Source organism: Blautia sp. DFI.1.216 (assembly GCF_020594215.1).
Classification (GTDB): Bacteria; Bacillota; Clostridia; order Lachnospirales; family Lachnospiraceae; genus Blautia_A; species Blautia_A wexlerae.
The window spans coordinates 14,196-39,609 of sequence record NZ_JAJDML010000017.1; the positions used below are offsets into that span (position 1 = coordinate 14,196).

20 protein-coding genes are annotated in these 25,414 nt (G+C 39.8%); 1 reads left to right on the top strand and 19 read right to left on the bottom strand.

Going from position 1 to position 25,414, the window contains the following annotated elements; translation table 11 throughout:
* Positions 1 to 59: 59 nt before the first annotated feature.
* From LJE11_RS08455 to LJE11_RS08525, 15 genes are all read right to left on the bottom strand, one after another.
* Positions 60 to 2,117 carry a beta-galactosidase gene (locus tag LJE11_RS08455; protein ID WP_020993205.1) on the bottom strand — a complete coding sequence of 686 codons (2,058 nt, stop codon included), beginning with the start codon at positions 2,115 to 2,117 and terminating at the stop codon, positions 60 to 62.
* 22 nt (positions 2,118 to 2,139) lie between these two features.
* Entirely contained in the window at positions 2,140 to 3,927 is a 1,788-nt protein-coding gene (locus LJE11_RS08460) for a sensor histidine kinase (RefSeq protein WP_227295813.1), read from the bottom strand.
* Between the two features lies 1 nt (position 3,928).
* Positions 3,929 to 4,831, bottom strand: a complete 903-nt coding sequence (locus tag LJE11_RS08465; RefSeq protein ID WP_227295814.1) for a response regulator transcription factor — start codon at positions 4,829 to 4,831, stop codon at positions 3,929 to 3,931.
* A gap of 1 nt (position 4,832) precedes the next feature.
* Positions 4,833 to 5,669 (bottom strand): carbohydrate ABC transporter permease, encoded by an 837-nt coding sequence (locus LJE11_RS08470; protein WP_118408579.1) that lies wholly within the window; start codon positions 5,667 to 5,669, stop codon positions 4,833 to 4,835.
* A gap of 13 nt (positions 5,670 to 5,682) precedes the next feature.
* Complete coding sequence (locus LJE11_RS08475) at positions 5,683 to 6,561, bottom strand: carbohydrate ABC transporter permease (protein ID WP_008705221.1); 879 nt, start codon at positions 6,559 to 6,561, stop codon at positions 5,683 to 5,685.
* A 73-nt stretch (positions 6,562 to 6,634) separates the two neighbouring features.
* Complete coding sequence (locus tag LJE11_RS08480) at positions 6,635 to 7,945, bottom strand: ABC transporter substrate-binding protein (protein WP_008705222.1); 1,311 nt, start codon at positions 7,943 to 7,945, stop codon at positions 6,635 to 6,637.
* A gap of 246 nt (positions 7,946 to 8,191) precedes the next feature.
* The gene (locus LJE11_RS08485) at positions 8,192 to 10,270 is read right to left on the bottom strand and encodes a beta-galactosidase (RefSeq protein ID WP_227295815.1); all 2,079 of its coding nucleotides are present in this window, start codon (positions 10,268 to 10,270) and stop codon (positions 8,192 to 8,194) included.
* Between the two features lie 207 nt (positions 10,271 to 10,477).
* Positions 10,478 to 11,272: a helix-turn-helix domain-containing protein gene (locus LJE11_RS08490; RefSeq protein ID WP_173700956.1), complete on the bottom strand. Its 795-nt coding sequence runs from the start codon at positions 11,270 to 11,272 to the stop codon at positions 10,478 to 10,480.
* 362 nt (positions 11,273 to 11,634) lie between these two features.
* Complete coding sequence (locus tag LJE11_RS08495; protein WP_227295816.1) at positions 11,635 to 12,276, bottom strand: bifunctional 4-hydroxy-2-oxoglutarate aldolase/2-dehydro-3-deoxy-phosphogluconate aldolase; 642 nt, start codon at positions 12,274 to 12,276, stop codon at positions 11,635 to 11,637.
* Between the two features lie 13 nt (positions 12,277 to 12,289).
* Positions 12,290 to 13,360, bottom strand: a complete 1,071-nt coding sequence (locus LJE11_RS08500; protein ID WP_227295817.1) for a sugar kinase — start codon at positions 13,358 to 13,360, stop codon at positions 12,290 to 12,292.
* A gap of 30 nt (positions 13,361 to 13,390) precedes the next feature.
* Positions 13,391 to 15,136: a dihydroxy-acid dehydratase gene (ilvD, locus tag LJE11_RS08505; protein ID WP_008705235.1), complete on the bottom strand. Its 1,746-nt coding sequence runs from the start codon at positions 15,134 to 15,136 to the stop codon at positions 13,391 to 13,393.
* A 310-nt stretch (positions 15,137 to 15,446) separates the two neighbouring features.
* Entirely contained in the window at positions 15,447 to 16,181 is a 735-nt protein-coding gene (locus tag LJE11_RS08510; RefSeq protein ID WP_008705236.1) for a FadR/GntR family transcriptional regulator, read from the bottom strand.
* Between the two features lie 10 nt (positions 16,182 to 16,191).
* The gene (locus LJE11_RS08515; RefSeq protein ID WP_008705237.1) at positions 16,192 to 17,124 is read right to left on the bottom strand and encodes a LysR family transcriptional regulator; all 933 of its coding nucleotides are present in this window, start codon (positions 17,122 to 17,124) and stop codon (positions 16,192 to 16,194) included.
* Between the two features lie 188 nt (positions 17,125 to 17,312).
* Positions 17,313 to 18,434 (bottom strand): glycerate kinase family protein, encoded by a 1,122-nt coding sequence (locus LJE11_RS08520; RefSeq protein ID WP_227295818.1) that lies wholly within the window; start codon positions 18,432 to 18,434, stop codon positions 17,313 to 17,315.
* A 28-nt stretch (positions 18,435 to 18,462) separates the two neighbouring features.
* On the bottom strand, positions 18,463 to 18,846 hold the full coding sequence (locus LJE11_RS08525; RefSeq protein WP_055059721.1) for a DUF3783 domain-containing protein: 384 nt from the start codon (positions 18,844 to 18,846) through the stop codon (positions 18,463 to 18,465).
* Positions 18,847 to 19,363: 517 nt separating this feature from the next.
* Between LJE11_RS08525 and LJE11_RS08530 the strand changes: the two genes are divergently transcribed.
* On the top strand, positions 19,364 to 20,587 hold the full coding sequence (locus LJE11_RS08530; RefSeq protein ID WP_227295820.1) for a dicarboxylate/amino acid:cation symporter: 1,224 nt from the start codon (positions 19,364 to 19,366) through the stop codon (positions 20,585 to 20,587).
* A 166-nt stretch (positions 20,588 to 20,753) separates the two neighbouring features.
* Here LJE11_RS08530 and LJE11_RS08535 read toward each other — a convergent pair whose 3' ends face one another.
* The 4 genes from LJE11_RS08535 to LJE11_RS08550 all read right to left on the bottom strand — a co-directional run bounded on the left by LJE11_RS08535 (position 20,754) and on the right by LJE11_RS08550 (position 25,379).
* Positions 20,754 to 22,145 carry a GH32 C-terminal domain-containing protein gene (locus LJE11_RS08535; RefSeq protein ID WP_008705242.1) on the bottom strand — a complete coding sequence of 464 codons (1,392 nt, stop codon included), beginning with the start codon at positions 22,143 to 22,145 and terminating at the stop codon, positions 20,754 to 20,756.
* Between the two features lie 118 nt (positions 22,146 to 22,263).
* On the bottom strand, positions 22,264 to 23,103 hold the full coding sequence (locus LJE11_RS08540) for a carbohydrate ABC transporter permease (RefSeq protein ID WP_008705243.1): 840 nt from the start codon (positions 23,101 to 23,103) through the stop codon (positions 22,264 to 22,266).
* Entirely contained in the window at positions 23,100 to 23,984 is an 885-nt protein-coding gene (locus tag LJE11_RS08545; protein WP_008705245.1) for a carbohydrate ABC transporter permease, read from the bottom strand. Before LJE11_RS08545 ends, LJE11_RS08540 begins: the two co-directional genes overlap by 4 nt.
* A 99-nt stretch (positions 23,985 to 24,083) precedes the next feature.
* Positions 24,084 to 25,379 carry an ABC transporter substrate-binding protein gene (locus tag LJE11_RS08550; RefSeq protein ID WP_161233710.1) on the bottom strand — a complete coding sequence of 432 codons (1,296 nt, stop codon included), beginning with the start codon at positions 25,377 to 25,379 and terminating at the stop codon, positions 24,084 to 24,086.
* Between the last annotated feature and the right edge of the window lie 35 nt (positions 25,380 to 25,414).

The following is a 25,414-nucleotide window of genomic DNA, read 5'->3' on the forward strand; positions in this document are numbered from 1 at the left end:
ATAGCAGTTTTTAGTCAGTCCCCGTCTTTATATTCTTTCGGTAACTCTCGAAATACTTTTTATTCTATTACTTTATACACAGCAGTTCCAAATGCAGGAAGTGTACATCTTCCTGTTGCTTCTGTTTTATCATAAAGTGCGATCATTGGTTTCTGAAGTGTATATTCAATCTTTTCAGCCTGATAGTTTAATACAAAAATGTATTTCTCTCCATCCTTCTCACGCATAATCACTTCCGCTGTTTCCGGAGCTTCAATATATTCTTTAAATGGCTCTTTAATCTTCAGATAATCAAACAATGCTTCAGTATTTTCCTTATTGAAAGTTGCCCCCAGATGTAATACCTGTCCTTTGCCAACTGCATGGCAGGTAAGCGCAGGATTTCCTTCATAATAACTGTTTCCATAGATGGCCAGTGTTTTTGTGCCTTCCAGCGGTGTAATAATATCATTAAATACTGGCATTGGAATTTTCTTATCGCTAAACTCTGCAAATACCTCGTCTTCTGCAGGACTTGTAAATGTAAAATCACGTACATCTGTACCGGTAAGTTCTGCCAGCAGCCCCGGCTGTGGAAGCATCACACATTTACCATTCATATCTTTATAACCTGAACGGCATCCGATAACCAATGTTCCGCCCTGCTCAATATATTCTTTCAAAAGTTTCACGCGTTCTTCACTGATCAGAACCGGATGTGCATAAAACAGTACCGGATATTTCGTCAGATCTGTAAGTTCACTGTCCTCCTGCAGATATACAATGTCATATGGTGTATGTGTCAACTGAGCAGCTTTAAAGATTCCCTGTTCGCTTGCTCCTGCTACTCTGTTATGCCATACATCTACAGAAGTATCCCATTCATTATCATAATCCTTAACGATTGCAAATGCTGCTTTATATTCTGAATTGCATACACCGTCAATTGCTTTTAACTTCTTATAGAAATCCTGAACCTCTCTGTATTTACGATTCTCGCGATTATCATAATCCAAAATTCCATGCCAGTAGATTTCTGTACCAAATGTACAGGTTCTCCAGCGGAAGAAAGAAATATAATCAGCACCATGAGCTACACTCTGCATTGCCCAGAGAGTTAACTGTCCCGGACGCGGAGACGGTGCTTCCATTCTGGTTGTCCAGCCATTTCCACCGGACTGCTGTTCCATAATTCCAAAATGAGGGCAAATAGAACGTATCTCTGCGAGATTATGAGACCATTTACGATCATTCAGATCATCACTGTGCAGCGGATCACGATCCAGACCAAATGCAAAATCCGGATAAGAATCATAACAATAAACATCAAGAGACTCTTTCTCCATTTTATGATTGTCGAGATTCCAGAATTTACCATTTGTTGTGATATAGTCTCCCGGTTTTACATATTTTTTGATAATCTCTGCCTGCATTTTACAGAAATGACGGGCACTCTCTGAAATAAATCTGATATAATCCAGATGCTGATGAGGATTAATTCCCCGAGTTAAAACCGGGCGCAGAACATAAATCTGATCCCATGCTGTATAAGTCTGATTCCAGAAGGTAGTTCCCCATGCTTCATTTAATTTCTCCAGAGTTCCATACTGTTTTCTGAGAAATTCACGAAACGCAACAGAATCTGCCTCTGAATAAAACTCATCCACTTCACAGTTGATTTCATTATCAATCTGCCATCCCACGATTGCCGGATGTTTCGCATAATGAGCAGCTTCTCTCTCCACAACCCTTGCACAAAGTCTCTGATAAACCGGTGAGTTATAATTATAATGTCTTCTTCCTCCATGTCTGAGAAGCACACCATCTTTCCGTGCATTTAAGACTTCCGGATATTTCTCTGTCAGCCATGCAGGAGGAGTTGCTGTAGGTGTTCCGAAGATAACTTTCATCTGCTTTTCACTGCATAGGTCCAGAAATTCATCAAAGAAATCATAGGTAAAAACACCTTCCTCCGGCTCTACTTTGCTCCATGCAAACTCTGCAATACGGATCACAGAAATTCCGGTCTTCTTCATTCTGTCAAGATCATCTGCCCAGAGTTTCTTATCCCAGTGTTCCGGATAATAACAGGTTCCCATTGTCAGTTCGTTCCATTTGTAGTTCTGTTTTGCATTCATTGTCATGTCCTCCACTAAACATTTATGTTTCATTCAGAGTATGATTGCCAGGTACCTGCATTACAGGAATCCTGAAAGTCACCTCTGTTCCTTCTCCCGCTACACTTGTCACATGAAATTCACATGCTTCTCCATATAGCAAATTCAACCTTCGATATACATTACTCAATCCAATACTGCTTTTTTTGTTTTTATCACTATAATTCTGAATGACCTGTTTTAACTGCTCTTCATCCATGCCTTTTCCATTATCCGTCAGATTAAACTGAAGATATTTGTTATTACATAGCTGAATGTTGATCCACAGGATTCCTTTTTCAATCTGTTCTTCCAGACCATGTACAATACTGTTTTCTATAACCGGCTGAATGATAAAGCTTGGTATATAGAAATTCAGCACTTCATCAGGAATATTATGTCTGATCTCTATTTTGTCTCCAAACCTGTATTTCTGGATAAATAAATAGTTATCTACAACCTCCATTTCCTGTTTTACCGTATAATAGTCTTCCCTTTTGATACTTGCCCGGAGAAATTTTCCCAAAGCAACTGCCAGATCCGTTATTTCACTGTTTCCATTTGAAAAACCAAGCCAGCTTATCGTATCCAGACAGTTATACAAAAAATGAGGGTTGATTTGCATTTTCAGAAATTCAATTTCAGCCTCTCTGTTTGCAATTTCCAGCGTATAATTCTTCTCTATCAGATTCTGTACCTTATCCGCCATCTGGTTATAAACCATACCAATCTGGTTGATTTCATCCTGATTTTCCACCTCGAATCGGGAATCAAAATTTCCTTCCTGATATGCTGTCATACTATCCACTAGCTTCTTTGTCGGTTTTACCATAACTCTGGCGGCATGTCTCATTATTACCAGAGACACCAGAAGCACGATTCCAAACGTAAGAAGTACACTCAGAAGGGCAATTCCTATATTCTTCCACAACTGCCCTACGTTGATAGTAGAAACCAAAAGCCATCCATTGTTCATATACTGATATGTGAAATAGCTATTCTTCTCAGTACTGGGATCTCTGACAATTTTTACTCTCTTAAAATCTCTGGTCTTCAGTGGAAAAGAAATTCCCTGCATATTTTCTTCACTGGATACAATAATATCCATCTCATTATTCAAAAGATAAAAACGGTTTTTATAAGTACTCGGAACAGATCGAAGCTTCTCACTGAAGTATGAATTTTTACATTCAATAACCATATATCCAATAGGCTTAAAATCGTCAACACTTAAGATTGCGCGATACAGGCCAACCATCCCGTTTTCTTCATCGTCTGCCCATAATGCACCTCCGTTTTTTGCATATATCTTTTCTCTTGTGATATCATCGGCTTTCATCTTTTTACCGGAAGTTCCTATTACAATTTCCACACCATCAGAAGAATATATTCTGGCTGATACAATACCTGGAATATTAAAAATACTTCCTCGAATATCTCTGGAAATCGCTGTTTTTTCAATCTGAAAAGATGTTTTCTCCGGTTCCATAACCTTTTGATGATTAATTGATTTTAAATTCTTCTGCACACTGTTATTGATCAGAATTGACACAGAAAGTTGATCTATCTGGCTGATTCTTTCTTCTATTCTTGTTTCCGTAGCTGCAGTAACATCATTCATATGAGATTTTGCCTGTGAATTATAAACGCTCGAAAAACGAATTCCAAAAACAATCAAAAGAACCATACAGGAAATGAACATTAACAGCATATAAACTTTAAAAATTTTGTTCATCAGACCGCCATTTGTTTTTAAGCCACCTGTTTTCTTTAATTTATTTTGTCTTGCCATATCACTTTCCATTTCCAGCTTTACTGTTCAGAATTTCATAAAGCCCCGAGAAAGTTTCTCCGCTTTCACTTCTGTAATTCGACGGTGTACATCCAAATGTTTTCTTAAACAATTGTGAAAAATAATGCTGGTCATTAAATCCTGTTTTTTCACACACATCGCTTATCTTTTCACCTGTTTTAAGAAGACTCGCAGCACACATCAGACGAATCCCGTTTAGAATATCCACAAAAGTATAGCCTGTTTCTTTCTTAATCTTACGTGAAATATAACTCTCTGAAAAATGATACTTCTCAGCCAGATCTGCCAAAGAAATATTCTGCTCATAATTCTGCGCGATATCAGTCAGAATCGATTTGATTGCACCGGATGACTGTACAAAAAGACTGTTTACCTGCGATACCGCATCATGCTTTTCCCCAAATTCATCCTTCTGGCTTAATAACTTCTGTTCAAATCTTTTCTGTTCCAGACGGTGCATAACGTTATGCATTGTTTCCATCAGTTCATTTGGAGAAACCGGTTTAAGCAGATATTCATATACACCATATCGCATTGCCGATCTTGCATATTCGAATTCTGAAAATCCAGATAAAAGTACAACGGCCACATCCATAGACCGTTCTTTCACCATCTGCGCCAGTTCCAGTCCACTGAAACCGGGCATTCTGATATCAAAAATAACCAGATCTATCGATGTTCTCAACAAAAGTTCTTTCGCTTCTACTCCATTTGCAACCGAATACACATCTGTAATTCCTATTGATTTCCAGTCAAGACTCAGCAGTCCCCTGCGAATTACAGCCTCATCATCTGCAATCAACAAATTCATAACATTACCACCTTCCTGATTCAAAGAATCACTGCCCCATATAAGAAGCAGCGATTTCTTTTTCTGAATCATATCATCCTTTTACAGCACCTGCAACCATACCTTCCATAATTTGCTTATGTAATAAAATATAAACTACAATGCTAGGAATAATTGTAATAATAACTGCCGCGATCATACCTACATAGTCTGTAGAATACATCGCCTGGAAGTTGGTAAGTCCTACCGGCAGCGTCATTTTTGAACTGTCCGTGAGGAAAATTCTCGGCAACAGAAGATCATTCCACACATTGATAAACTGAACGACTGCAACTGTTACAACTGAAGATTTTGCTATTGGCAGGATAATCTTAAAGAAACACTGAAATACCGTACATCCGTCAATAATTGCTGCCTCTTCAAGTTCTGTCGGAATACTTCTCATAAATCCGCAGATAATGAAAATGGCCATCGGAAATCCTACAGCAATCTGCGGAATAATAACAGCAAGATGTGTATCCAGAAGCCCCATCCCCTTAAAAATAGAGAACAGAGGAATTACCAGAGCATAAATAGGAATCATCATTCCTAAAAGGAAAATACTATGTGTAAGGTTTGCAAGCTTCCAATGCATTCTGGCAATTGCATAAGATGCCATTGTTGCAAGGATTACAGTAACCAGAACCACAGAAACAGCAATAATAACTGAGTTTCCAAAGTATCTGAATACACCACCTTTTACAACTGCATTTACATAGTTTGTCATTGACCACTGTTCCGGTAATCCCCATGTATTCGTATACAATTCAGCATTCGTTTTAAATGATGCCAAAAACAGCCATACAAGAGGGTAGACACAAAGAATCGTAAACCCGATCAGCAATACATATTTAATAACGAGCCATATATTTTCTGAGGCACTTCTCTTCATTTTCCAACACCTCCTACACTGTTTCGTCTGTCTTGAATACTCTGTTGGAAATTCCTACAGATAATATACACAGTAACATTAAGACAACACCGATTGCACTGGCGTATCCATAATTCAGAATATTAAATGACTGATAATACATATATGTAGACATAACCTCTGTTGCATGGTTTGGTCCACCTGAAGTCATAACAGCAACCAGATCGTAATATTTCAGAGAACCTGTAATAATCAGAACCGCGTCAATTTTCAGGATTGGTTTGATAAGCGGAAATGTGATGTACTTAAACTGCTGCCAGCCCGTAGCACCATCAATCTCAGCAGCCTCATAGAAAGAAGAATCAATATTTCTCATTGCAGCCAGCTGAATTACCATATGATAACCAACATACTGCCACATGATAACAATAATGATACAAAGCATTGCTGTCTCTTTGTTAGCCAGCCACATCTGCTGCAGACCGCCAAGTCCGATTGCCTTTAAGAATCCATTCAAAAGACCATAGTTACCATTGTAAACGAATGTCCATGTAAGACCAACTGCTACGCCACAGATTACACATGGAAGGAAAAATACAGTCTGGAAAAATGATGCACCTTTGATTTTTTTGAAGATTGCATTACCAAAGAACATTGCTAATGGCATATGTGCCACCAAAGATCCAACAACCATCAGAATATTATTTCCAAATGCATGTTTAAATGTTTTATCACTGAAAAGACTCAGATAATTTTTGATTCCTACAAAATTCATCTTTGACATCAGGTCTGTATCAAATAATGAAAGATACACATTATAAAAGATAGGAGCTAATGCAAAGATTGCATAAATAATAAATGCAGGCAATACAAAAAGTGCTATGGTTTTCTTATTACCCATTACTTTATTCATAGACAACTCTCCCTTTTAACAAGCGAAACCCGATGTAAAATCTCAGGTTCCGCCAGTTTATTTAACAATCTGTTTATTTACTCTTGCTTTCTGCATAAGACTGCAGGGTATCAAATGCTTCCTGCACATCATCACCGTTTGCAATTCCAATTGTTGTATTGTTAAATTCATTTCCAAGATCAGTATCTACACGGTCAAACCATGGTGTCTGTACCTTTACATCTCCCAGAAGATTTATGAAATCTGCACACAGCGGTGTTAATTTTGAATTGTCGATATCAAAGTTTGTACTTGGGGTACGTCCATAATCATAAAGTAATAAAGAAGTTGATTCTTCGTTTGTCATATATTTTAACAGCGCTACTGCAGCATCTACATTCTTGCAGTTCTTAGTAATCGCATAAGAAGTATCAACAGAACCAACTTCTACACCTGCATATTCTTCATTTACTGCCGGCATTAAGAAGCAACTAATATTTTCTGCTTCTGCAGCATTCTCTTTCTTATCCAGATTGGAGATTTCCCAACATCCGTTGAAGTACATCGCTGTCTGTCCATTTGCAAATTGTAACTGTGCCTCTTCTCTTGATACTCCGGTAAATCCATCTTCGAAATATCCTTTATTAACTTCTTCCTGGAACAGTTTACCAGCTTCAACCATACCTTCATCGTTCCATTTTCCTGTGCCGTCTTTTAGAGAGTTGAATAGATCCTCGCCTTTAATTCCATCACTCAGCTGCTGGATATACTGAGATACAAGCCATGCATCATCCGCTGTAGAAGCTAATGCAACAGGTGTAACTCCATTTTCTTTTAATGTGTCGCATATCTGCACATACTCATCATATGTAGTCGGAACTTCAAGACCATATTTATCAAAAATTGCTTTGTTATAATACATGATAGCTGTACTCTGCTGAGTTGGGATTGCATATACTTCGCCATCATATGTTAAAGGATCTAAAATACCTCCATTGAAACTATTTTTCCAGTCCTCGTCTTCATCCAGATATTTCTGAATGCTGACGACCTTATCACCATTTACAAAGTTTTCAAGATATCCAAGTGGCCATGTAAAGATAATATCTGGTTCAGAGTCAGAAGCCATCATTGTTGTCAGTTTTGTCTTATAGTCAGCGTTGGTTATGTTCTGAATTTCTACCTTTACTCCATACTCGTTGGACTCATTAAATCCATCAACGATCTTACGGTATCCTTCCATAAATGCATCTGAATCAGAACCGTTCATCATAATAGTCATTGTTTCTGAACTGCTGTCTGCTTTTGAGTCTGAAGAATCAGAACTTCCACCATTGCTTCCACAGCCGGTAAGCATACTTGCAGCCATTGCACCGATCAGTAAACACACTGTAAATTTTTTCATCTTATTTCTTTCCTCCTTGATTGTGATATTTGTATATATCTCTGTGTTTTCTATAAGAATATTTTATCAATTTTCACCTTCATTTAAAGAAAGAATTATGTCCTTTTTGTTTGTTATTTTGTCATTCATTTGTTAATTTTTTTTCTTTTATAGTTTTTGCACAATATAATATCAATATTTAAAGGCAATATAAAACACAGGAATATCTATAAGAAAAATCTCCCTGTGTTTTACATTACCTATATCTTATGCTTCTTCAACAATTTTTATATTCCATGGTGAAACCGTGATGCTTTCTCCATCCTGTACAGATTCTCCTGATAACAACTCTGTACCATTTTTGCCATAATAAGAAACTTTCTGTTCTTCTGCGGAATAGTTCAGGATATATCTGACACATTTTCCCAGATCGTTGGTTCCTTTTCTTACGATCACCGGCCATCTGTATTCCGGAAGCTCTACCTCAACGCTCCTAAGTGCTTCTGTGATCACTGCTTTTAAAGTGTTGTCATCTGTCATGCAACCAATGTAGATGGCAGTTCCTTTTTCATAATGATTCTTAGTGATTGCTGCATATTCTTTCCAATTATAATGATCATAAGATGCCAGAACTTCTGCTTCCTGTGGCATTAATAATTCCATGAATACTTTAGCTGTTGCAGGCACATCTGTATTTTCTTCAGTCTCAATATTTTCTTTTGTTTCATTTTTCTTATCTGCTTCATCTGCACCACTTTCTCGGATAATACTTCCAGTCAGTCCGACATTCTTCGGGAAGGTAAACTGCTGATAGTTGATTCCGAAGCAGTTACTTAAAATATGCGGCTGAATTTCATGACTTACCTTAATATTCTCATTCGCAAATGCAGTCTTAAATGTTGCCACCAGCGTACCACCATCTGCCACATACTGTTTCAGTCTTTCCAGAAGTTCATCTGGTGCTGCATAGAGTGCCGGGACAAAGATTGCTTTATACTGTTCCAGATTATCAGATTCCGGCCATACGAAGTCACACTCAATATTCATCTGATACAGTGCATCATAAATCCAGCGAACAACATCATTGTATCCAATGCCATTATTTCCTGCCGCAGTTGCTTCGATTCCGAACCACTTGAGAGCCGTTAATGCCTCATTACTTACAAGGATAGCGACATCATTTTTCTTCTTCAGATTCACCAGATGACTTCCGATTTCTGAGAATTCCTTGCCCATAATACATGCTTCGCGATACGGTGCATTCTCCTGCATGTCATGACTGAGAAGTCCCTTCCAGTATGTCTCAAAAGAATTATGAATAGAATGCCAATGCCAGTACATTACGCTGTTAGAACCACTTGCAAGGTGACTATAACCCTGAAGTCTGAGCTGTCCCTTATACGGAGTCCATCCCGGATAACCCTGAGCTTCTGTTTCCAGAACAAGATAGTTATCTCTCTTTAAAGAACGTGTCATATCACCGCCAAATGCAATCTCTGCCCCTGTCAGATCATCCTGTGTCGGATGATAAATATCTGTGCCTGCAATCGTCAGTGCCTTCGCTGCATGGTAATGGTTTACATCAGGCTGTACTCCATAGGAATATCCCCGCCATTCAAAGTCAAAATTATGAGTGATAAACTGATCTTCTCTGCGGTATTCATTTACGATATCTGCCTGCCAGCTTAAGAATTCGTCCACCAGCGTTCTCTGGAACTTCTCAAATTCAGCTCCGAGGCTTCCATTGATCGTTCCTCTCACATCAGGGAAATCTTCCCACGCATTGATGCGGTTGCTCCAGTAATCCAGACCAAATTCATGATTCATGGCATCCAGATCATTATTAAATTTCCTGCGGAGATATTTCACAAATTTCTCCTGCACATTCTTTCCGGCTGTTCCGTAGTATTTGGTTTCATTGTCTACCTGAAAACCAATAACGCATTTTCTGTATGCGGTACACTCCATTAATTTACGGATCACACGCTCTGCATAGAAACGATACACCGGATGAGTAATGTCCATGATCTGACGGGCTCCGTAAATACCTCTGCCATTTACAGTCTCTGCCATTACATCCGGATGAGACTTCACCATCCATGTAGGAATCGCATAAGTAGGAGTTCCAATGATGACATTGATTCCTGCCTCTTCCATTGCGTCCATTACACGTTCTACATGAGAAAAGTCAAACACACCCTCCTGCGGCTCACAGGTACTCCATGTAGACTCTGCAATCCTTACTGTATTGATTCCTGCTTTTTTCATCATTGCAACATCCTGCTGCAGACGGTCATATGGCATATATTCATCATAATATGCCGCTCCGAAAAGAAGTTCCTTCATTATAATCATATCCTCCTGTTAATATTTGGTTAACTGTTGATTTCTAAAAAACTCTTATAAATTCATCACTGCTATAATATATTTACGGATATTTTTTATATCCAGTAATGATTTATCTATTTCATTACTTACAATGCTATCTCTTATGAACCTTATATTAACCAATCCGTGCGGATTATTCTATCATTTATTTTAGGTGAATATCATTTATTTTTGTTCTTTCCATTTTCCATATTTCTTTCTGTATCTGGCAGGTGTCATTCCTGTCTGCTGACGGAAAATATTCCCGAAATAACTCTGTGAGCAGAAAGAAAGATAATTTGCAATCTCTTTTACTTCATAATCAGAATAACGAAGCATATTTTCGGCAAGACGTATTTTTTCTTTACGGATATATTGCTGTATGGTAATCCCTTCAATCTTATGAAAAAGATCCGATAGGTAGCTGGTATTTACTCCTATTTTCTGCCCGATTTCTCCTATTACGATTTCACTGTGAAGATTCTGATAAATATAATTCTTTGTCCGTTCGACCAGCTCATTTTTGTGCTGGTTCTTATGAATTTCTGCCACACGCTCTGCAAACTCATATTCTGCCTGACGCATCATGGAATTAATCTTTACTGCATTATTCATGTCCTCAATCTTTAAAATATATCCATCCACCATAGAAAATGCCTCTTCCGGAACCATTCCACCATCGATAGCAGCACGGGAAGCAAGGGTGATAACACAGATAGCAACATTCTTCGCCTGCCGGACTGGATTTCTGGCCAGCTGCCCAATTTCCCCGCGATAGGTTTCCGACATACTGTGTTTAAGCATTTCCACATCACCACGTCGAATACTATCCATTTCGCGCAATTCCTGATCATAAGGATTATGAGGAATTTCCTGCTCCTGATGCTCAAAAATGACACTGGATACTTGTTCCTTTGCTTCTATAATATCTGTTTCCGACATTACATCTTCCTGCATCTCATCATTGCATTGTAACCCCATTTTGATTTCCTCCTGCTTGTATATCTATAATAAGATATCCTTTTACCTCAATAATTACTTTGAGAATTGCGGGAGCTGCTTTGCAGCGGAGCAATTCGTAGATATCAAGTTAGGGGCAAAATGCCTTTTGACCCTAACATCATTACTTTTATTCTATAACAGAAGAATATAAAAGTCACTTAATACCTACTTCGTAGCTGATTCAGTTAAAGTAAACAAGATTATTGTTCACTCATAACTGTTCTCAACAGCCAAACAAAAAACTCTCGCATATCATATATTCCATAAACGAGAGTTTTTCCTTATTTCGACATTTTATAACATCAGAGCCAAAGCTAAGGCTCCAATATTTTTAATATATTTTATTTAAAGCGAATCTCATCCGCTAATTCCTTTGCTTCTTTTACCATAACCTGAATCTGATCAAATTCACCGTTTCTGATCATATCTCCCTTTACCATCCAGCTTCCACCACAGCACAGAATCTTATCACAGGATAAATAGTCTTTCAAATTTCCGGCATTTATTCCTCCTGTCGGCATAAATTTAAGGTTCTGGTATGGTGCTGCCATTGCCTTTATCATAGCAATTCCACCAGCCTGCTCTGCCGGGAAAAATTTAACCACTTTCAATCCTCTTTTTACAGCCTGGGCAACTTCTGAAGGGGAAATACACCCAGGAAATACCGGAATGTTTTTTTTCAGGCAATAATCCACAATTTCCGGGTCAAACCCTGGACTTACAATAAATTTTGCACCAGATTTCACTGCAAGATCTACCTGCTCTGTAGTCAGTACAGTTCCCGCTCCTACCAGCATATCCGGATATGTTTCTGACATCAGACGAATACTTTCTGCCGCTGCCTCTGTACGGAATGTTACTTCCGCACATGGAAGTCCGCCCTCAGACAGAGCCTTTGCTAAAGGAATCGCATCTTTTTTATCTTCCAGAACAACAACCGGCACTACTCCTAATTTCTGAAACTGTTCTTCTATTGTTTTCATAATCTCTGCCCCTTTATCTTTTAATATCAAAATTCATCTGCATCACATGACGGATCAGTGAAACATCATCGGTAATGTTTCCATCTCCATGAAGTGTATGCTTGATCGCACTGCTGGCCACTCCGAAATTTACGGTATCTTCCGGAGTAAATTTCTGCATAAGTGCGTAAATAATTCCACTTACAAACGCATCACCACCGCCAACACGATCCAGAATATTAAATGTCAGTTTTCTGCTCTCATAAGTCTTTCCCTCATACCACAGGTATGCTTTCAGACTGTTTTCACTACAGCTTGGAGAATATCGTACATGTCTGGCAATACATTTCAGATTCGGATATCTTTTAACAAATGCATTGAAGACTACCTCTTGCTGTTCTAAATCTGGCTGAAATGGGATATCATCCTTCACGTCTCCTGCACTGTAATTATTTTCGTCTTTCCATAAGTGATATGGTTCTATTCCCATCAAAACATCGACATACGGAAGACACGCTGTACAGAATTCTCTTGCCTCTTCCCAGCTCCATAATGTACTTCTGAAATTCCCATCAAAGCTGACGGTGATTCCATTCTTTTTTGCAATTTTCAGACAGTCCATGATCATTTTTCTGCAACGCTCTCCCAAAGCAGGGGTAATCCCACTTAAATGCAGCCAGGTATAGCCATCCAGTAATTTTTCCAGATCGACCTTAGTAAAATCATACTCATCAAAAGCACTGTGTTTTCTGTCATAAATGACCTTACTTGGACGAATCCCATATCCAGTCTCCAGATAATATGTTCCTAATCTATGTGTCGGAGTTTCTTCAGATGTACTGAAAATTACAGGTGTACAGTCAACATCATTACTTTTCATCATTCTTATCGCACTTTTTCCAAGGCTATTATCCGGTACAACCGTAAAGTATGAGCTGTCTATCCCAAGATTTGCCAGAGACAATGCCACATTCGCCTCACTTCCTCCATATCTCGCTTCAAAACAATCTGCCGTCCGGATTTTTTCACAGTCAGGAGGAGTCAGACGCAGCATAATTTCACCCATTGTTATAAATTTTTGTTTTCTATTTTCTTCCTGATACATAATCAATTCCTTTTCTCATATCCCATTTGATCAATATTCCAGATATGCACCCTTCATCGGACTTGCCGCATGCTGGCTGAATAATCTCAAAACCCCTTTTCTATATTTCGGCTCTCTTGGTCTCCAGTTTTTGCGTCTTTCTTTTAGTATCTCATCAATCTCTTCTGCTGTTTTGCGCTCTCCGGCAATTCCAATGATATTCAGTTTTCGCTCCATTACATCAATTTCAATCAGATCGCCTTCTTCTACCAGAGCGATAGGACCGCCATCTACTGCCTCAGGGCTGCAATGTCCGATCACCGGACCTGTTGAAGCTCCTGAGAATCTTCCATCTGTGATCAGAGCGATACTTTTTCCTAATTCTTTATCACTGCTGATTGCCTCAGATGTATAAAACATTTCCGGCATTCCGCTTCCTTTTGGTCCTTCATAACGGATAAAGACAGCATCACCTTTCTGAACTTTATGTTTAAGAACCGCATCCAGACATTCTTCCTCACTGTCAAATGGTCTCGCACGAAGAACCGACTTGAACATTTCTTTCGGACACGCCGTATGTTTGATAACAGCACCTTCAGGCGCAAGATTACCTCTTAATACTGCAATACTTCCATCTGTTCCAATGGCTTTGTCATATGGACGGATAATATCTTCTTTTGAAATTTTAATACCATATCTCTGATTAAATTCCTGCAGCCATTTATCACATTTCTTATAAAATCCGTTCTTTTTCAGATCATCAAGATTTTCACCAAGAGTCTTTCCTGTTACCGTCATTACATCAAGATGCAGATGTTCTTTAATTTCTTCCATGATGGCCGGAACTCCTCCTGCATAATAGAAGCATTCTGCGGGCCATCTTCCAGCTGGACGAACATCTAACAGATATCTTGCATTTCTGTGAAGGCGGTCAAAAGTATCTCCTGTAATTTCCATTCCAAACTCATGTGCGATTGCCGGAATATGGAGAAGACAGTTTGTACTTCCTGAAATTGCTGCGTGAACCAGAATTGCATTTTCAAAACTTTTCATTGTCACAATATCACTTGGACGCATATTCTCTGTCTGCGCCAATTTCACCGCCTGTCTTCCGGCCTCTCTTGCATATGCCAGAAGATCCGGGCTGGCTGCCGGCATTAATGCGCTTCCCGGAAGTGCAAGTCCTAACGCTTCTGCCATAATCTGCATGGTTGATGCAGTTCCGATAAAAGAGCATGCTCCACAGCTTGGACATGCATTACATTTAGCCCAGTCCAGCTTTGCCTCATCAATTTCGCCTCTCTCATATTTCGCGCTGTACATGCCAAGCTGTTCAAGAGTAAGCATCTCTGGTCCGGCATTCATTGTTCCACCAGGAACAACAACGGCTGGAATATTGACTCTTGCCAGCCCAATCAGATTTCCCGGCATTCCTTTATCACAGCTGGAAAGATAGACACCTGCATCAAATGGAGTCGCATTGGCATGAATCTCTATCATATTTGCAATCATTTCCCGGCTTGCCAGACTGTAATTAATTCCATCTGTTCCCTGACTTTCCCCGTCGCAGATATCAGTACAGAAGTAACGCGCTCCAAAGCCTCCGGCTTCTGCAACACCTTTTCTGACTTCTTCTACCAATATATTTAAATGTCCGCTTCCCGGATGACTGTCACCATAAGTGCTTTCAACCATAATCTGCGGTTTCCCAAGATCTTCCTTTTTCCATCCTGTTCCGATTCTTAATGGGTCTAATTCCGGCGCTAATTTACGCATTTCCTGACTTTTTAAATTCATGATTTTTCCTCCTGCTAAGAAACTCCCGCTAAAAACTTCTATTACCAAAGACAGTTATTATATGTTATATATCCGGCGCCTTGCTTGATCATGGCTACACTATAACAATTGGATTTTCAGCTTTCAATACATATGATGTATATATATTTTTTTCTGCAAAACGACAAAAACAGGCGGTGATTTTTCCTTGTTCACCGCCTGTTTTTTGTATATTTTTACTATCTTTCATTAAAAAACGTTTTTATAACATTCAATACGTCTGATGTATTTACATTATTATTCTTGTTTGATTGATTAATAGCAGATGTACTTATATATCATCTGGTTCATGATTTTTTCTTACTTTTTTCTTTTTTTCCAGAAGTTCCATGATTACCTGCCGGTTATAGGTCAGGTGCATATTCATGGCACATTTTGCCCCTACAGGATCTTTATGTTCAATAGAGTTAACAATTGCCCTGTGTGTTTCCAGAGTTTCCTGCATCAGACTTCTGTATGTGATATTGGCAAATATCACAACTGATGTATTGATTACAGGGATCAGACGCTCTACTACCATATTTCCACTGAGTTTTGCCAGATAACTATGGAATTCTATATCTTTCTGGATATGATTATGCCCTTGCTTGTATAGCATCTCAACTTCATTACATAATTCACGAAGTTTTGCAATCTGTTCCTTCGTTGCCTTTCTACATGCCCATGTGACAATCTCCGGTTCAATCATCAGACGGACATCAAAAAGATCTAATGCCAGCTGATATCTGTCTTTTATCTGCCCAAATCCCAGAACATCATTCTCCATATAAACTGTACTGATCACATAAGTTCCGTCTCCACGCCGCACTTCCAGAATCCCACGGCTTACCAGCCCCTTCACAGCCTCACGAATTGTACTTCTTCCTACATCAAATATCCCAGCAAGCTCAAATTCATTTGGGATTTTCTCACCAATTGCAATTTGATTATCTAAGATGTACTTCATTAGCTGATCCTCGGTTTGCTGACCAAGAGTCTTTTTTATCTGTACTTTTTTCTGACTCATTGTTTTCTCCTTATGAAAAAGAAGTATTCTGCTCCAGATATTTCTTCAGTGAAGAGACATACAGATTCCCCACCTTACTGAGGATTGAATTCTTTCTGGTAATATAGCCAATCTCCATGTCGCTGTTCTGGTTCTGCTCATCCCCTTCGAAGGGAATTGCCAGATAATCACTGCCATTAAGCTCCTCACAGATAATCCCTGAACACAGGGTATAGCCATTGAGTCCTACCATCAGATTCAGCATAGTCGCCCGATCCGAAGCCTTGACTGTTCTGGAATATTCATTGGTAGACAGAATTTCCTCTGACAGATAAAAACTGCTCTTGTCTCCCTGTTCAAAGGACAGACAGGGATATTTTGCCAGCTGGCTGTAGCTGATAGATTTCTCATTTGCCAGTGGATGATTTTTCCACAAATATACATATGCCTGACAGTCAATCAAATGATGAAACTCCAGATTCGCAGAGTGGAGAAGCTTTAGCAGTGCCTTTCTGTTGAAATCACTGAGATAAAGTACTCCCACCTCGCTTTTCATGGCGCTGACGTCACTGATCACATCTGCAGTCTTTGTCTCCCTGATGGCAAATTCATATTCCGACACATCAAACTTCTGCACCATATCCACGAATGCTTTCACTGCAAAAGAATAATGTTGGGTGGAAACGCCAAATTTCTTCTTATAGGAACCACCCTCACTGTATTTCTCAACCACACTTTCATACTGTCCGTATATCTGACGGGCATACATCAGAAATTCTGTCCCGTCATTGGTCAGTGTCACACCACGGCCGCTACGGTTGAATATAATGATTCCAAGCTCCTTCTCCAGTTCCTTCACTGCATTGGTCAGAGAAGGCTGGGAAATATACAACGCCTCCGCAGCTTTATTTAATGAACCAGTTTCGGAAATTGTGATGATATAATTCATCTGTGTTAGTGTCATGTTGTCTCTCCCTTACATATCCTTAGATCTTTTAATCAACTTTTTTCAAAGTATTTTCTCTGGCTGTAATAATTTTACTATATCATCTGAAGTTTCTCAACATTGCAATTTCTGCAAACAAAAATCTCCTGTGCAGACATATCAAATCGATTTCCTATCTGCTTCAGAAGATTTTTTATAAAAAATAATTACAACAGTCTGAATACCTGCTCTGCAGTTGCAGCCATATTTGCTTTTGCAGTGTCCGGATCCATTGCTTCTTCCAGTGTGGAAATTCCGCGTACAATTGGAAAGAAAGCATCTATTCCTGCTTCATTGCAGGCAACTGCCTCTTTCGTAACGCTTCCTGCAAATGCAATGGTTTTTGCGCCATATTTCTTACCAAGCTTTGCAACACCGACCGGAGCTTTCCCCATGGCAGTCTGATAATCCAGACAACCTTCACCTGTTACAACCACATCTGCATCCTTCATTTCCTCTTCCACATGAACAGCATCCAGAATAAGCTGTATTCCGGGCGTCAGCTCGCCATCCAGATAATTCAGAAATGCAAATCCAAGTCCGCCTGCCGCACCTGCACCTGCCGCATTCTGGTTGTCTTTGTCGGTCACTTTGGCAGTAACCTCTGCATAGTTTTTCATGCCTGCATCCAGAACCGGAAGGATATCGGGGGTAACTCCCTTCTGCGGTCCATAGATATATGTAGCTCCCTGAGAACCGCAGAGAGGATTGGTCACATCACAGGCAATCCTGAAATTACACTGGGAAAGAAGTTGCTTTTTGTCTGAAATTTCTACAGATACAATCTTTGCAAGTGCCTGTCCGCCTTCTCCGGCATCCTCTCCCTTTTCATCCAGAAATCTGTAGCCAAGTGCTTTCAGCATACCCACTCCGCCGTCATTAGTGGCACTTCCGCCAATACCGATAATGAAGTTGCGGATACCTCTGCCGATTGCATGAAGGATCAGTTCTCCCACTCCATAGGTGGTAGCGGTCATAGGCTCCTTCTTATCTGAAAGTGTGATACCTGCTGCTGTTGCCATTTCCATGACTGCGGTATTACTTTCCCTGAGATATCCATAATATGCCTGAACCGGCTCATGATAAGGACCTGTAACTGTCACATCCACACGTTCTCCCTTCAGACCTTTGATCAGCGCATCCGTAGTTCCCTCTCCACCGTCAGCCAGAGGTTTTACGATCACTTCTGCGTCCTTTTTTGCTGCAAGAATACCTGCTTTGACAGCCATTCCTGCTTCCATGGAAGTCATGCTTCCCTTAAATGAATCAACTGCAACTACAACCTTCATAGCCAAAACCTCCAACTATTTCTATTATTTAAGACGGGTGATACATATTATGTTCTTTCTCCAGTTCTTTATAAAGCTGCATACAGTTCCAGTTCTGATTATGCTCCGTCAGAACTGCCTTGTAATCCACAGGTGTACCTGCTTTCCGCAAAGTATAGAGCACCTGGTCAAACAGATTCCCGGTGATTCCTGCAAGAATCAGCATTTCCTTCTCCATCTGCTCCTGAGGGATCAGCGCTGATGGAATCTGTACCTGAGAAACCTCTTTCACTCCTGCCAGATATCCGATTGGCTGACTATAGTCCTGAGTTTCTACAGTTTTTAAACGAATCTTAAAAGGCAGTAATGCCATCTTTAACTTACGAAGCTTCTGCTGATCCTGAAAATTTATTAATAAAATAGTTGGTTTCATATAAACCCTCCTTCTGATACAAGTAAGTCCCCACCTACTACTTATTGCTCTTTACAATTGAAGCAGGTTCTTCCTTGATTTGGTTAAATAATTACAACTATTATACCCTCTTCACCTGCACCTGACAATCATAATAGCCTGCATAGGACTTTTTATGTCACAGGAATATTACAAAATAATTTCCGGCAACGCAGAAAAACAGGCTTCGATATCTGTATCATCGATGCCTGTTTTTCTGTGTTACAATTTGGAGCGGCATGGCTTTATCAATTACAAACTATTTCGCAGGATGTTCCTTGAGCACTTCGGAAACACTCCCACTCAAATAAGAAACCAGCGGGAAATATTGTAATTCACACATTATTGTGATAAAGTAGTGTCGTGCTATTTTTCCTGAACCCGGTATCTTATCACAGTTATAGGCCGCAGAAATTTTACCAGATTTGCGCATCACTCAATCCGTCTGCCAATATAGTCCTTCGGGTATCAGGAAATAACAATAAAGAGGAGGGAACAAATGAAAAAATTCTATTCGTGGTATAAAAAACATATTACCGCAGCAATCTTTACCGGTCTGATCCTTGGTATCATTACCGGACTGTTTCTGGCAAACCGTTTCGAACCGGTACTTGCCATCACAAGCCTTATCGGAAGCATTTACATGAATGCCCTGAACATGATGATCTTTCCACTGGTCTTCTGTTCCATTATCATGGGTATCTCCAGCATCGGTAATGCCCGCACAACCGGCAAGATCACAGCCGGTGCCATGATCTTTTTCCTGTGCACCACAGCACTTGCCAGCCTGGCAGGACTGATCATCCCGCGGCTGATCCATCTCGGTGAGGGTGTTAAATTCGAGATGGCAACTTCCGACATCCAGGCAACTGAGATGACCAGCATTCTGGACACCGTCAAAAACTTGATCCCATCCAATCCGGTTGCAGCTTTCACAAACGGAAATATGCTTCAGGTACTTGTATTCGCAGTCATCGTAGGCTTCACACTTATCGCTATCGGCGAAAAGGGTACTGCACTTCTGAAAGTCATCGATTCCTGTAACGAAGTCTGTCTGAAAGTCATCAGCACAGTTATGTACTTCACACCTATCGGTGTATTCTGTACTATCGTTCCTGTTGTAGAAGCCAACGGTACAGAAACCATCATTTCACTGGCAACTCAGCTGATCATCCTGTATGTGGCATTCTTCGGATTTGCCCTGGTCATTTACGGTGGCTCCGTGAAATTCATCGGCAAAGAAAGCCCTGTGAAATTCTTCAAAGCAATGCTTCCTGCAGCTCTGAACGCATTCGGAACCTGTTCCAGTTCAGCGACCATTCCGATCAGTAAACAGCGTATGGAAGACGAAATGGGCGTATCCAACAAGATCACAAGTATTGCCATTCCTCTTGGTGCTACTGTAAACATGGATGCCGTATCCATCCTGATGTCATTCATGATCATGTTCTTCGCCAATGCATGCGGAATTAACGTAAGCATTTCCATGATGATCATAATCCTTCTGGCAAACGTACTCCTGTCAGTAGGAACCCCGGGAATCCCTGGCGGTGCCATCGCATCCTTCGCAGCCCTGGCAACCATGGCAGGATTACCGGCAGGAGTTATGGGTGTTTATATCAGTATCAATACACTCTGCGATATGGGCGCAACCTGCGTCAATGTTATCGGTGATATGGCAGGATGTGTGGTTCTTAAGGAGAAGATTAAATTAGAAGATTAAGCAACCCCTAAAGCTGTTGTTTCCAATCGACTTAACGCAAAAAAGCTGCTGTGCATTTCTATAACTGAAACGCACAGCAACTTTTTTATTTACAGCAATTTCTTCATCACGTTACTCTACACCGAATCACTGCTCCGCGGTTTATCGATTAAATTGCTGTCTGTCTCTATTTCTTTAATCCGGTTGTAACCTTGCAGTTAGTTACTTTCAGGCTTCCTTCAGAAGCAAAGAGTGACAGGCTTTCTCCCGGACGTTTATATGCTCTTGCATTTAATGCAACACCGTCTACATAGATTGTAGCAATTGTATCATCTACGATCATTTTGATATTATATTTCTTACCAGGTACCAGCTCCAGCGGTCTCTCCAGTCCGATATTCTGGTTTGCAGGCCATGGCCAGTTTGGTTTTTTCTCAAATACATATCTGTCTTCTGTTACATTAAATACGAACTGGTAAGACTCAGCTTTATCCTCATCTTCATAGAATCTCACACCGAAAGTTCTGGTTCCTTCTGTGAATTCCACATCTGCTTCGAATTTGAAGATATCTCCTGTGTCTTTTGCAACTACTTTTTCTGTACTCTTAGTTGGAGTATCAATTACAAAATCTTCTGTCTTTTCTTCTTTATCAAATGCATTCCATACAGTTTCCGGAATTCTTACACCAAGAGTTCCGTCTTCTCTCTGATAAACCTCATGTGCCATAAATGTTCCTGCCCAGATGAAGTTATTGTCATCATCATCCTGATCCTTGGTAGCAACCCAGCCAAAGAGGATTCTCTGTCCGTTCAGTTCAAAAGTACGTCCTGCATAATAAGCTCTGCCGTCAAATGCATCATCTTTCGGTGCAATCCATGGACCTTCCAGACTCTTGCTCATACGGTATACCATTTTGCTTCTGTCACTGTATTCTGTCACAATGTGATACCACCAGTCACCAATCTTAAATAAGTCTGGCATCTCATGCATAGTATAGAGATCCGGTGCCCAGAAATCTCCTTCAAATTTCCAGTTTTTCAGGTCTTTGGATGTGAATTTAACAGTTCTTCCTGTCTGTCTTGTCTTTGGTCCCTGTAATCTTGCGCCAAGGATCAGCAGATACTGATCATTTTCCTCGTCGCGGATCACCCATGGATCTCTCCAGTCATCCGGGTCATAGCCTTCCTGTGGAGTGAAGGTAAGTGCATCCTGAGTTTTGTGCCATGTTACAAGATCATCGCTGTATGCATGCATCAGAACCTGAGATGGTTTTCCAAGTGCCGGATAATCACGGTTATAACCTGTATAGAAAATATGATACTGTCCTTCTGCCTCGAAAACACTTCCTGCAAAGATAAACTGATCCTGCTCTTCATCTGTTCCTCTCGGAATTGCCACGCCTTTATCTTCGTAATGTACAAAATCAGAAGTTGTTGCCAGATCCCAGCCAAATGGTTCTCCAAATGGTCCCGGTTTTCTGGTATCTCTCTGATGATATAAATAGAATTTATCTCCATGTCCAAATGGCATGCAATCGCCAAACCATGTTCCCGGGAACTGATAGTATAATTTCTGCATAGTCTTAATCTCCTTTTTTATACTTTATTTCACTTTACAGGCCTGCTTGTACTTTTCCGGCAAGCCTGTTATTTACTCATAAATCAAACTACTGTTATCAGGTAATTCTTGCATATTATCAACCTTTTACTGCACCTGCTGTCATACCTGCCAGCATCTTCTTGCTGCTGAAGAAGTAGAAAATAAATACCGGAAGTACTGTTACAGTGATGGCTGCAAATGTACCACCCCAGTCTGTCAGTCCCATGCTTCCTACGAAGTCATTTAAACCAAGTGTAATGGTTTTCATATCTGTAGATCTGGTAAATGTATAAGCATTAATATACTCATTCCAGCAGAATACTGCCTGCATGGTTGCTACTGTGATAATAGAGTTCAGTGACATCGGAACCACCATCTTAAAGAAACATCCTATCGGTGAACATCCATCAATGATCGCTGCTTCCAGCATTTCTTCAGGGAAGAATTTGCTGAATGAATAAAACAGCTGAATGGAATAAGACAGTGAAAAAGCAATCTGTGGCAAAATAATTGCCGGGTATGTATTGATCAGTCCCATCTTATTAAAAATAGTAAACAATGGAATCAGTGCAACCTGCATAGGAAGCATCAATCCAAGAAGGAAATAATTAAGGACAAATTTTCTGCCTTTGAATTTGATTTTGCTTAATGCAAATCCAGCCATCAATGCAAATAAAAGCAGAGGAATCAATACACCGATCAAAACAATGATACTGTTTTTAAAATAAGTCAGCATATGGCTTTTTGTAAAAACATTGATAAAGTTTGTCAGCACCCATTTTGACGGGAGTGCATATGCCGGTAACTGTCTGAAATCATCCAGTGACTTAAAGCTTGAAGTAAATACATAGAAGAAAGGATAAACCTGCATCACAACAAGGATTAATGCTATAACCCATTTAATGATGCTCGGAATGGTTGGTTTTTTCTTTTTCATTCGTCATCCCCTCCTCCTGTGAATTTACGGAATAACATTCCAACTACCATACAGATGATTACGATCATGATCGCTACAGAACTTCCGTAACCATATTTCATACTGCTGAACGCCTGTTTATACATATAAGTTGTCATCAGTTCAGAAGCATTTCCCGGTCCTCCATGTGTTAACAGATAAGAGAACTCGAAAGATCTCAGAGAACCATTCAGTACCAGCAGACAGTTTGCAATGATAACCGGTTTAATATAAGGAATTCTTACATAAAGATATTCCTGCCATGTTGATGCTCCATCGATCAGTGCTGCTTCTCCCAGTTCATCCGGAACACCGATCAGTGCTGCATAAAAGATAACCATATACAGTCCCAGGTATTTATATGCTTCTACAAAAGCTGTTACATACAGTGAAATCTGAGGATTGGAAATCCACTCCATCAGTTTCAGAGATGGATCGATGAATGATAATACCTGATTCACAATACCGGTTGGAGTTACTGATAATAACTTTGTAAAAATCTGGCAAATCGCTACAGAAGAGATAACTACCGGAATATAATACAGAGTCTGTAAAGCAACTCTTCCTTTTTTAATACGACTGAGGAGAATCGCAAATAATAAACCTCCAAATACCTGAATTGCAACATTGATCACTGTATAAATCAGTGTATGCCATACAGTAGATCTGAAAACATCATCCTGTGTAAGAAGTTCAATGTAATTTTTGAAGCCTACAAATACCTTTTCACCAACACCGCTCCAGTCAAAGAAGCTGTAATATCCGGCCCATACAATGGACACGATTACAAATGCCGTATAGATAAGAAATGCCGGAAAAATAAATAAGAAAATTACTGATTTTTTTCCAAATGCTTTCTGCACGAGGCTCCCTCCTTTCCGAAAATCAAATTGTTTTATGTCTTTTCTTTCAAAGAGACTGACAAAAATTTTGCCAGTCTCCAGACTACTGCTTAAATTTTTTTATTTCTTTACCAGAGAATCACAGGTCTTAATAAATTCATCCGGTTTTATGATTCCCTGAGCAAGCTGCTGCTGTTCATCAACAATTTTAGTCATTACATCTGAATCCAGTTTATCATCCCAGGAAGTCCATGCTGTTTCTGCATCTTCAAACATTGGCTGTGTATCATAGTAAAGCTGTGGCAGTCCTTCCGGAAGTTCTTCATTAAACGGTGAGAAAACCTGTGCCTGATTGTAGCATGCATCTGTAAAGTTTTCGCACATATAATCGAAGAATTCCTGCATTGTATCATCATATGTTGCCTTATTAAATCCTTCCGCAAAACCTGCATGAACTGGTACGTTAGTAGACATATTGTCCATTCCTTCTGTATCCGGCACAGGGAAGAATCCAAGTTCACCATTGTCATACATTTCTTCTGCAAGGCTGATCTGTCCGGAGCCTGTATAGAAGATTGCACCGGAACCACCAAAGAATAAGTTACATGCAGAGGTAAAATCTACACTTGCAAATCCTGGTTCAAAATAACCTTTTGTTCCAAGATCAGAAAGAAGATTTACTGCATATTTTGCAGACTCATTGTCACTGAAAGAATCTGTTCCAGCCTGATAACCCTCAATAAATTCAGAACCAGTTACTCTCCATGGTGAGAAAGAAAGATATCTCATCAGCTGCCATGCATCAGAACCTCCCACAATAACCGGAATCTCGCCCTGATCTGCAATTTTCTGGCAATCTTCTTCAAATTCTTCCCATGTTGTCGGAGCATCTTTGATTCCTGCTTTTTCAAAGATATCTTTTCTGTACATAAAATACTCACAGTACAATCCCTGTGGGAAGAGATACATATTTCCGTCGTCTGCATCTGTAAGGAAATCTCTGATCGCACCATTTAATTTCTCATCATATCCGTTTCTTTCAAGTTCATCTCCCACATTAACCAGTGCATCAATATCTTTGCATGCTTTAGAAAGTGTTCCGTTCGGGCATCCAAAAATATCCGGAAGTGTATCACTGTTAATATACATCTGGAGTTTTGTAAAATAATCCTGCATATCGTTTACAAGTTCAATTTCATAATCCAGACCTTTTTCATCACAGAAATTTTTAAGAAGATAATCAAATGTCTTATACTGTTCTGTAGACTCTGTACCTTTTAATAAAGCAGTAATCTTCGTTCTTTTTCCATCGTCCGATTTCTTCGCAGAAGCTGTAACTGCTCCCATGCCTGTCAGAAGACTGGCTGTCATAGCTGCCGTCATGGCAAGTGATAACACTTTTTTCATTTTCCTCATTTACTTGTTTCCTCCTTTTAATTTGTGTTTCCTCG

Excerpts from the sequence above, each read along its gene's own strand:
- LJE11_RS08515 (WP_008705237.1), bottom strand. The coding sequence starts at position 17,124 with ATGACACTAACACAGATGAATTATATCATCACAATTTCCGAAACTGGT.
- LJE11_RS08460 (WP_227295813.1), bottom strand. The coding sequence starts at position 3,927 with ATGGCAAGACAAAATAAATTAAAGAAAACAGGTGGCTTAAAAACAAAT.
- LJE11_RS08470 (WP_118408579.1), bottom strand. The coding sequence starts at position 5,669 with ATGAAGAGAAGTGCCTCAGAAAATATATGGCTCGTTATTAAATATGTA.
- LJE11_RS08480 (WP_008705222.1), bottom strand. The coding sequence starts at position 7,945 with ATGAAAAAATTTACAGTGTGTTTACTGATCGGTGCAATGGCTGCAAGT.
- LJE11_RS08520 (WP_227295818.1), bottom strand. The coding sequence starts at position 18,434 with ATGAAGGTTGTAGTTGCAGTTGATTCATTTAAGGGAAGCATGACTTCC.
- LJE11_RS08490 (WP_173700956.1), bottom strand. The coding sequence starts at position 11,272 with ATGGGGTTACAATGCAATGATGAGATGCAGGAAGATGTAATGTCGGAA.
- LJE11_RS08550 (WP_161233710.1), bottom strand. The coding sequence starts at position 25,379 with ATGAGGAAAATGAAAAAAGTGTTATCACTTGCCATGACGGCAGCTATG.
- LJE11_RS08530 (WP_227295820.1), top strand. The coding sequence starts at position 19,364 with ATGAAAAAATTCTATTCGTGGTATAAAAAACATATTACCGCAGCAATC.
- LJE11_RS08525 (WP_055059721.1), bottom strand. The coding sequence starts at position 18,846 with ATGAAACCAACTATTTTATTAATAAATTTTCAGGATCAGCAGAAGCTT.
- LJE11_RS08475 (WP_008705221.1), bottom strand. The coding sequence starts at position 6,561 with ATGAATAAAGTAATGGGTAATAAGAAAACCATAGCACTTTTTGTATTG.
- LJE11_RS08495 (WP_227295816.1), bottom strand. The coding sequence starts at position 12,276 with ATGAAAACAATAGAAGAACAGTTTCAGAAATTAGGAGTAGTGCCGGTT.
- LJE11_RS08485 (WP_227295815.1), bottom strand. The coding sequence starts at position 10,270 with ATGAAGGAACTTCTTTTCGGAGCGGCATATTATGATGAATATATGCCA.
- LJE11_RS08535 (WP_008705242.1), bottom strand. The coding sequence starts at position 22,145 with ATGCAGAAATTATACTATCAGTTCCCGGGAACATGGTTTGGCGATTGC.
- LJE11_RS08465 (WP_227295814.1), bottom strand. The coding sequence starts at position 4,831 with ATGATTCAGAAAAAGAAATCGCTGCTTCTTATATGGGGCAGTGATTCT.
- LJE11_RS08500 (WP_227295817.1), bottom strand. The coding sequence starts at position 13,360 with ATGTATCAGGAAGAAAATAGAAAACAAAAATTTATAACAATGGGTGAA.
- LJE11_RS08510 (WP_008705236.1), bottom strand. The coding sequence starts at position 16,181 with ATGAGTCAGAAAAAAGTACAGATAAAAAAGACTCTTGGTCAGCAAACC.
- ilvD (WP_008705235.1), bottom strand. The coding sequence starts at position 15,136 with ATGAATTTAAAAAGTCAGGAAATGCGTAAATTAGCGCCGGAATTAGAC.
- LJE11_RS08540 (WP_008705243.1), bottom strand. The coding sequence starts at position 23,103 with ATGAAAAAGAAAAAACCAACCATTCCGAGCATCATTAAATGGGTTATA.
- LJE11_RS08455 (WP_020993205.1), bottom strand. The coding sequence starts at position 2,117 with ATGAATGCAAAACAGAACTACAAATGGAACGAACTGACAATGGGAACC.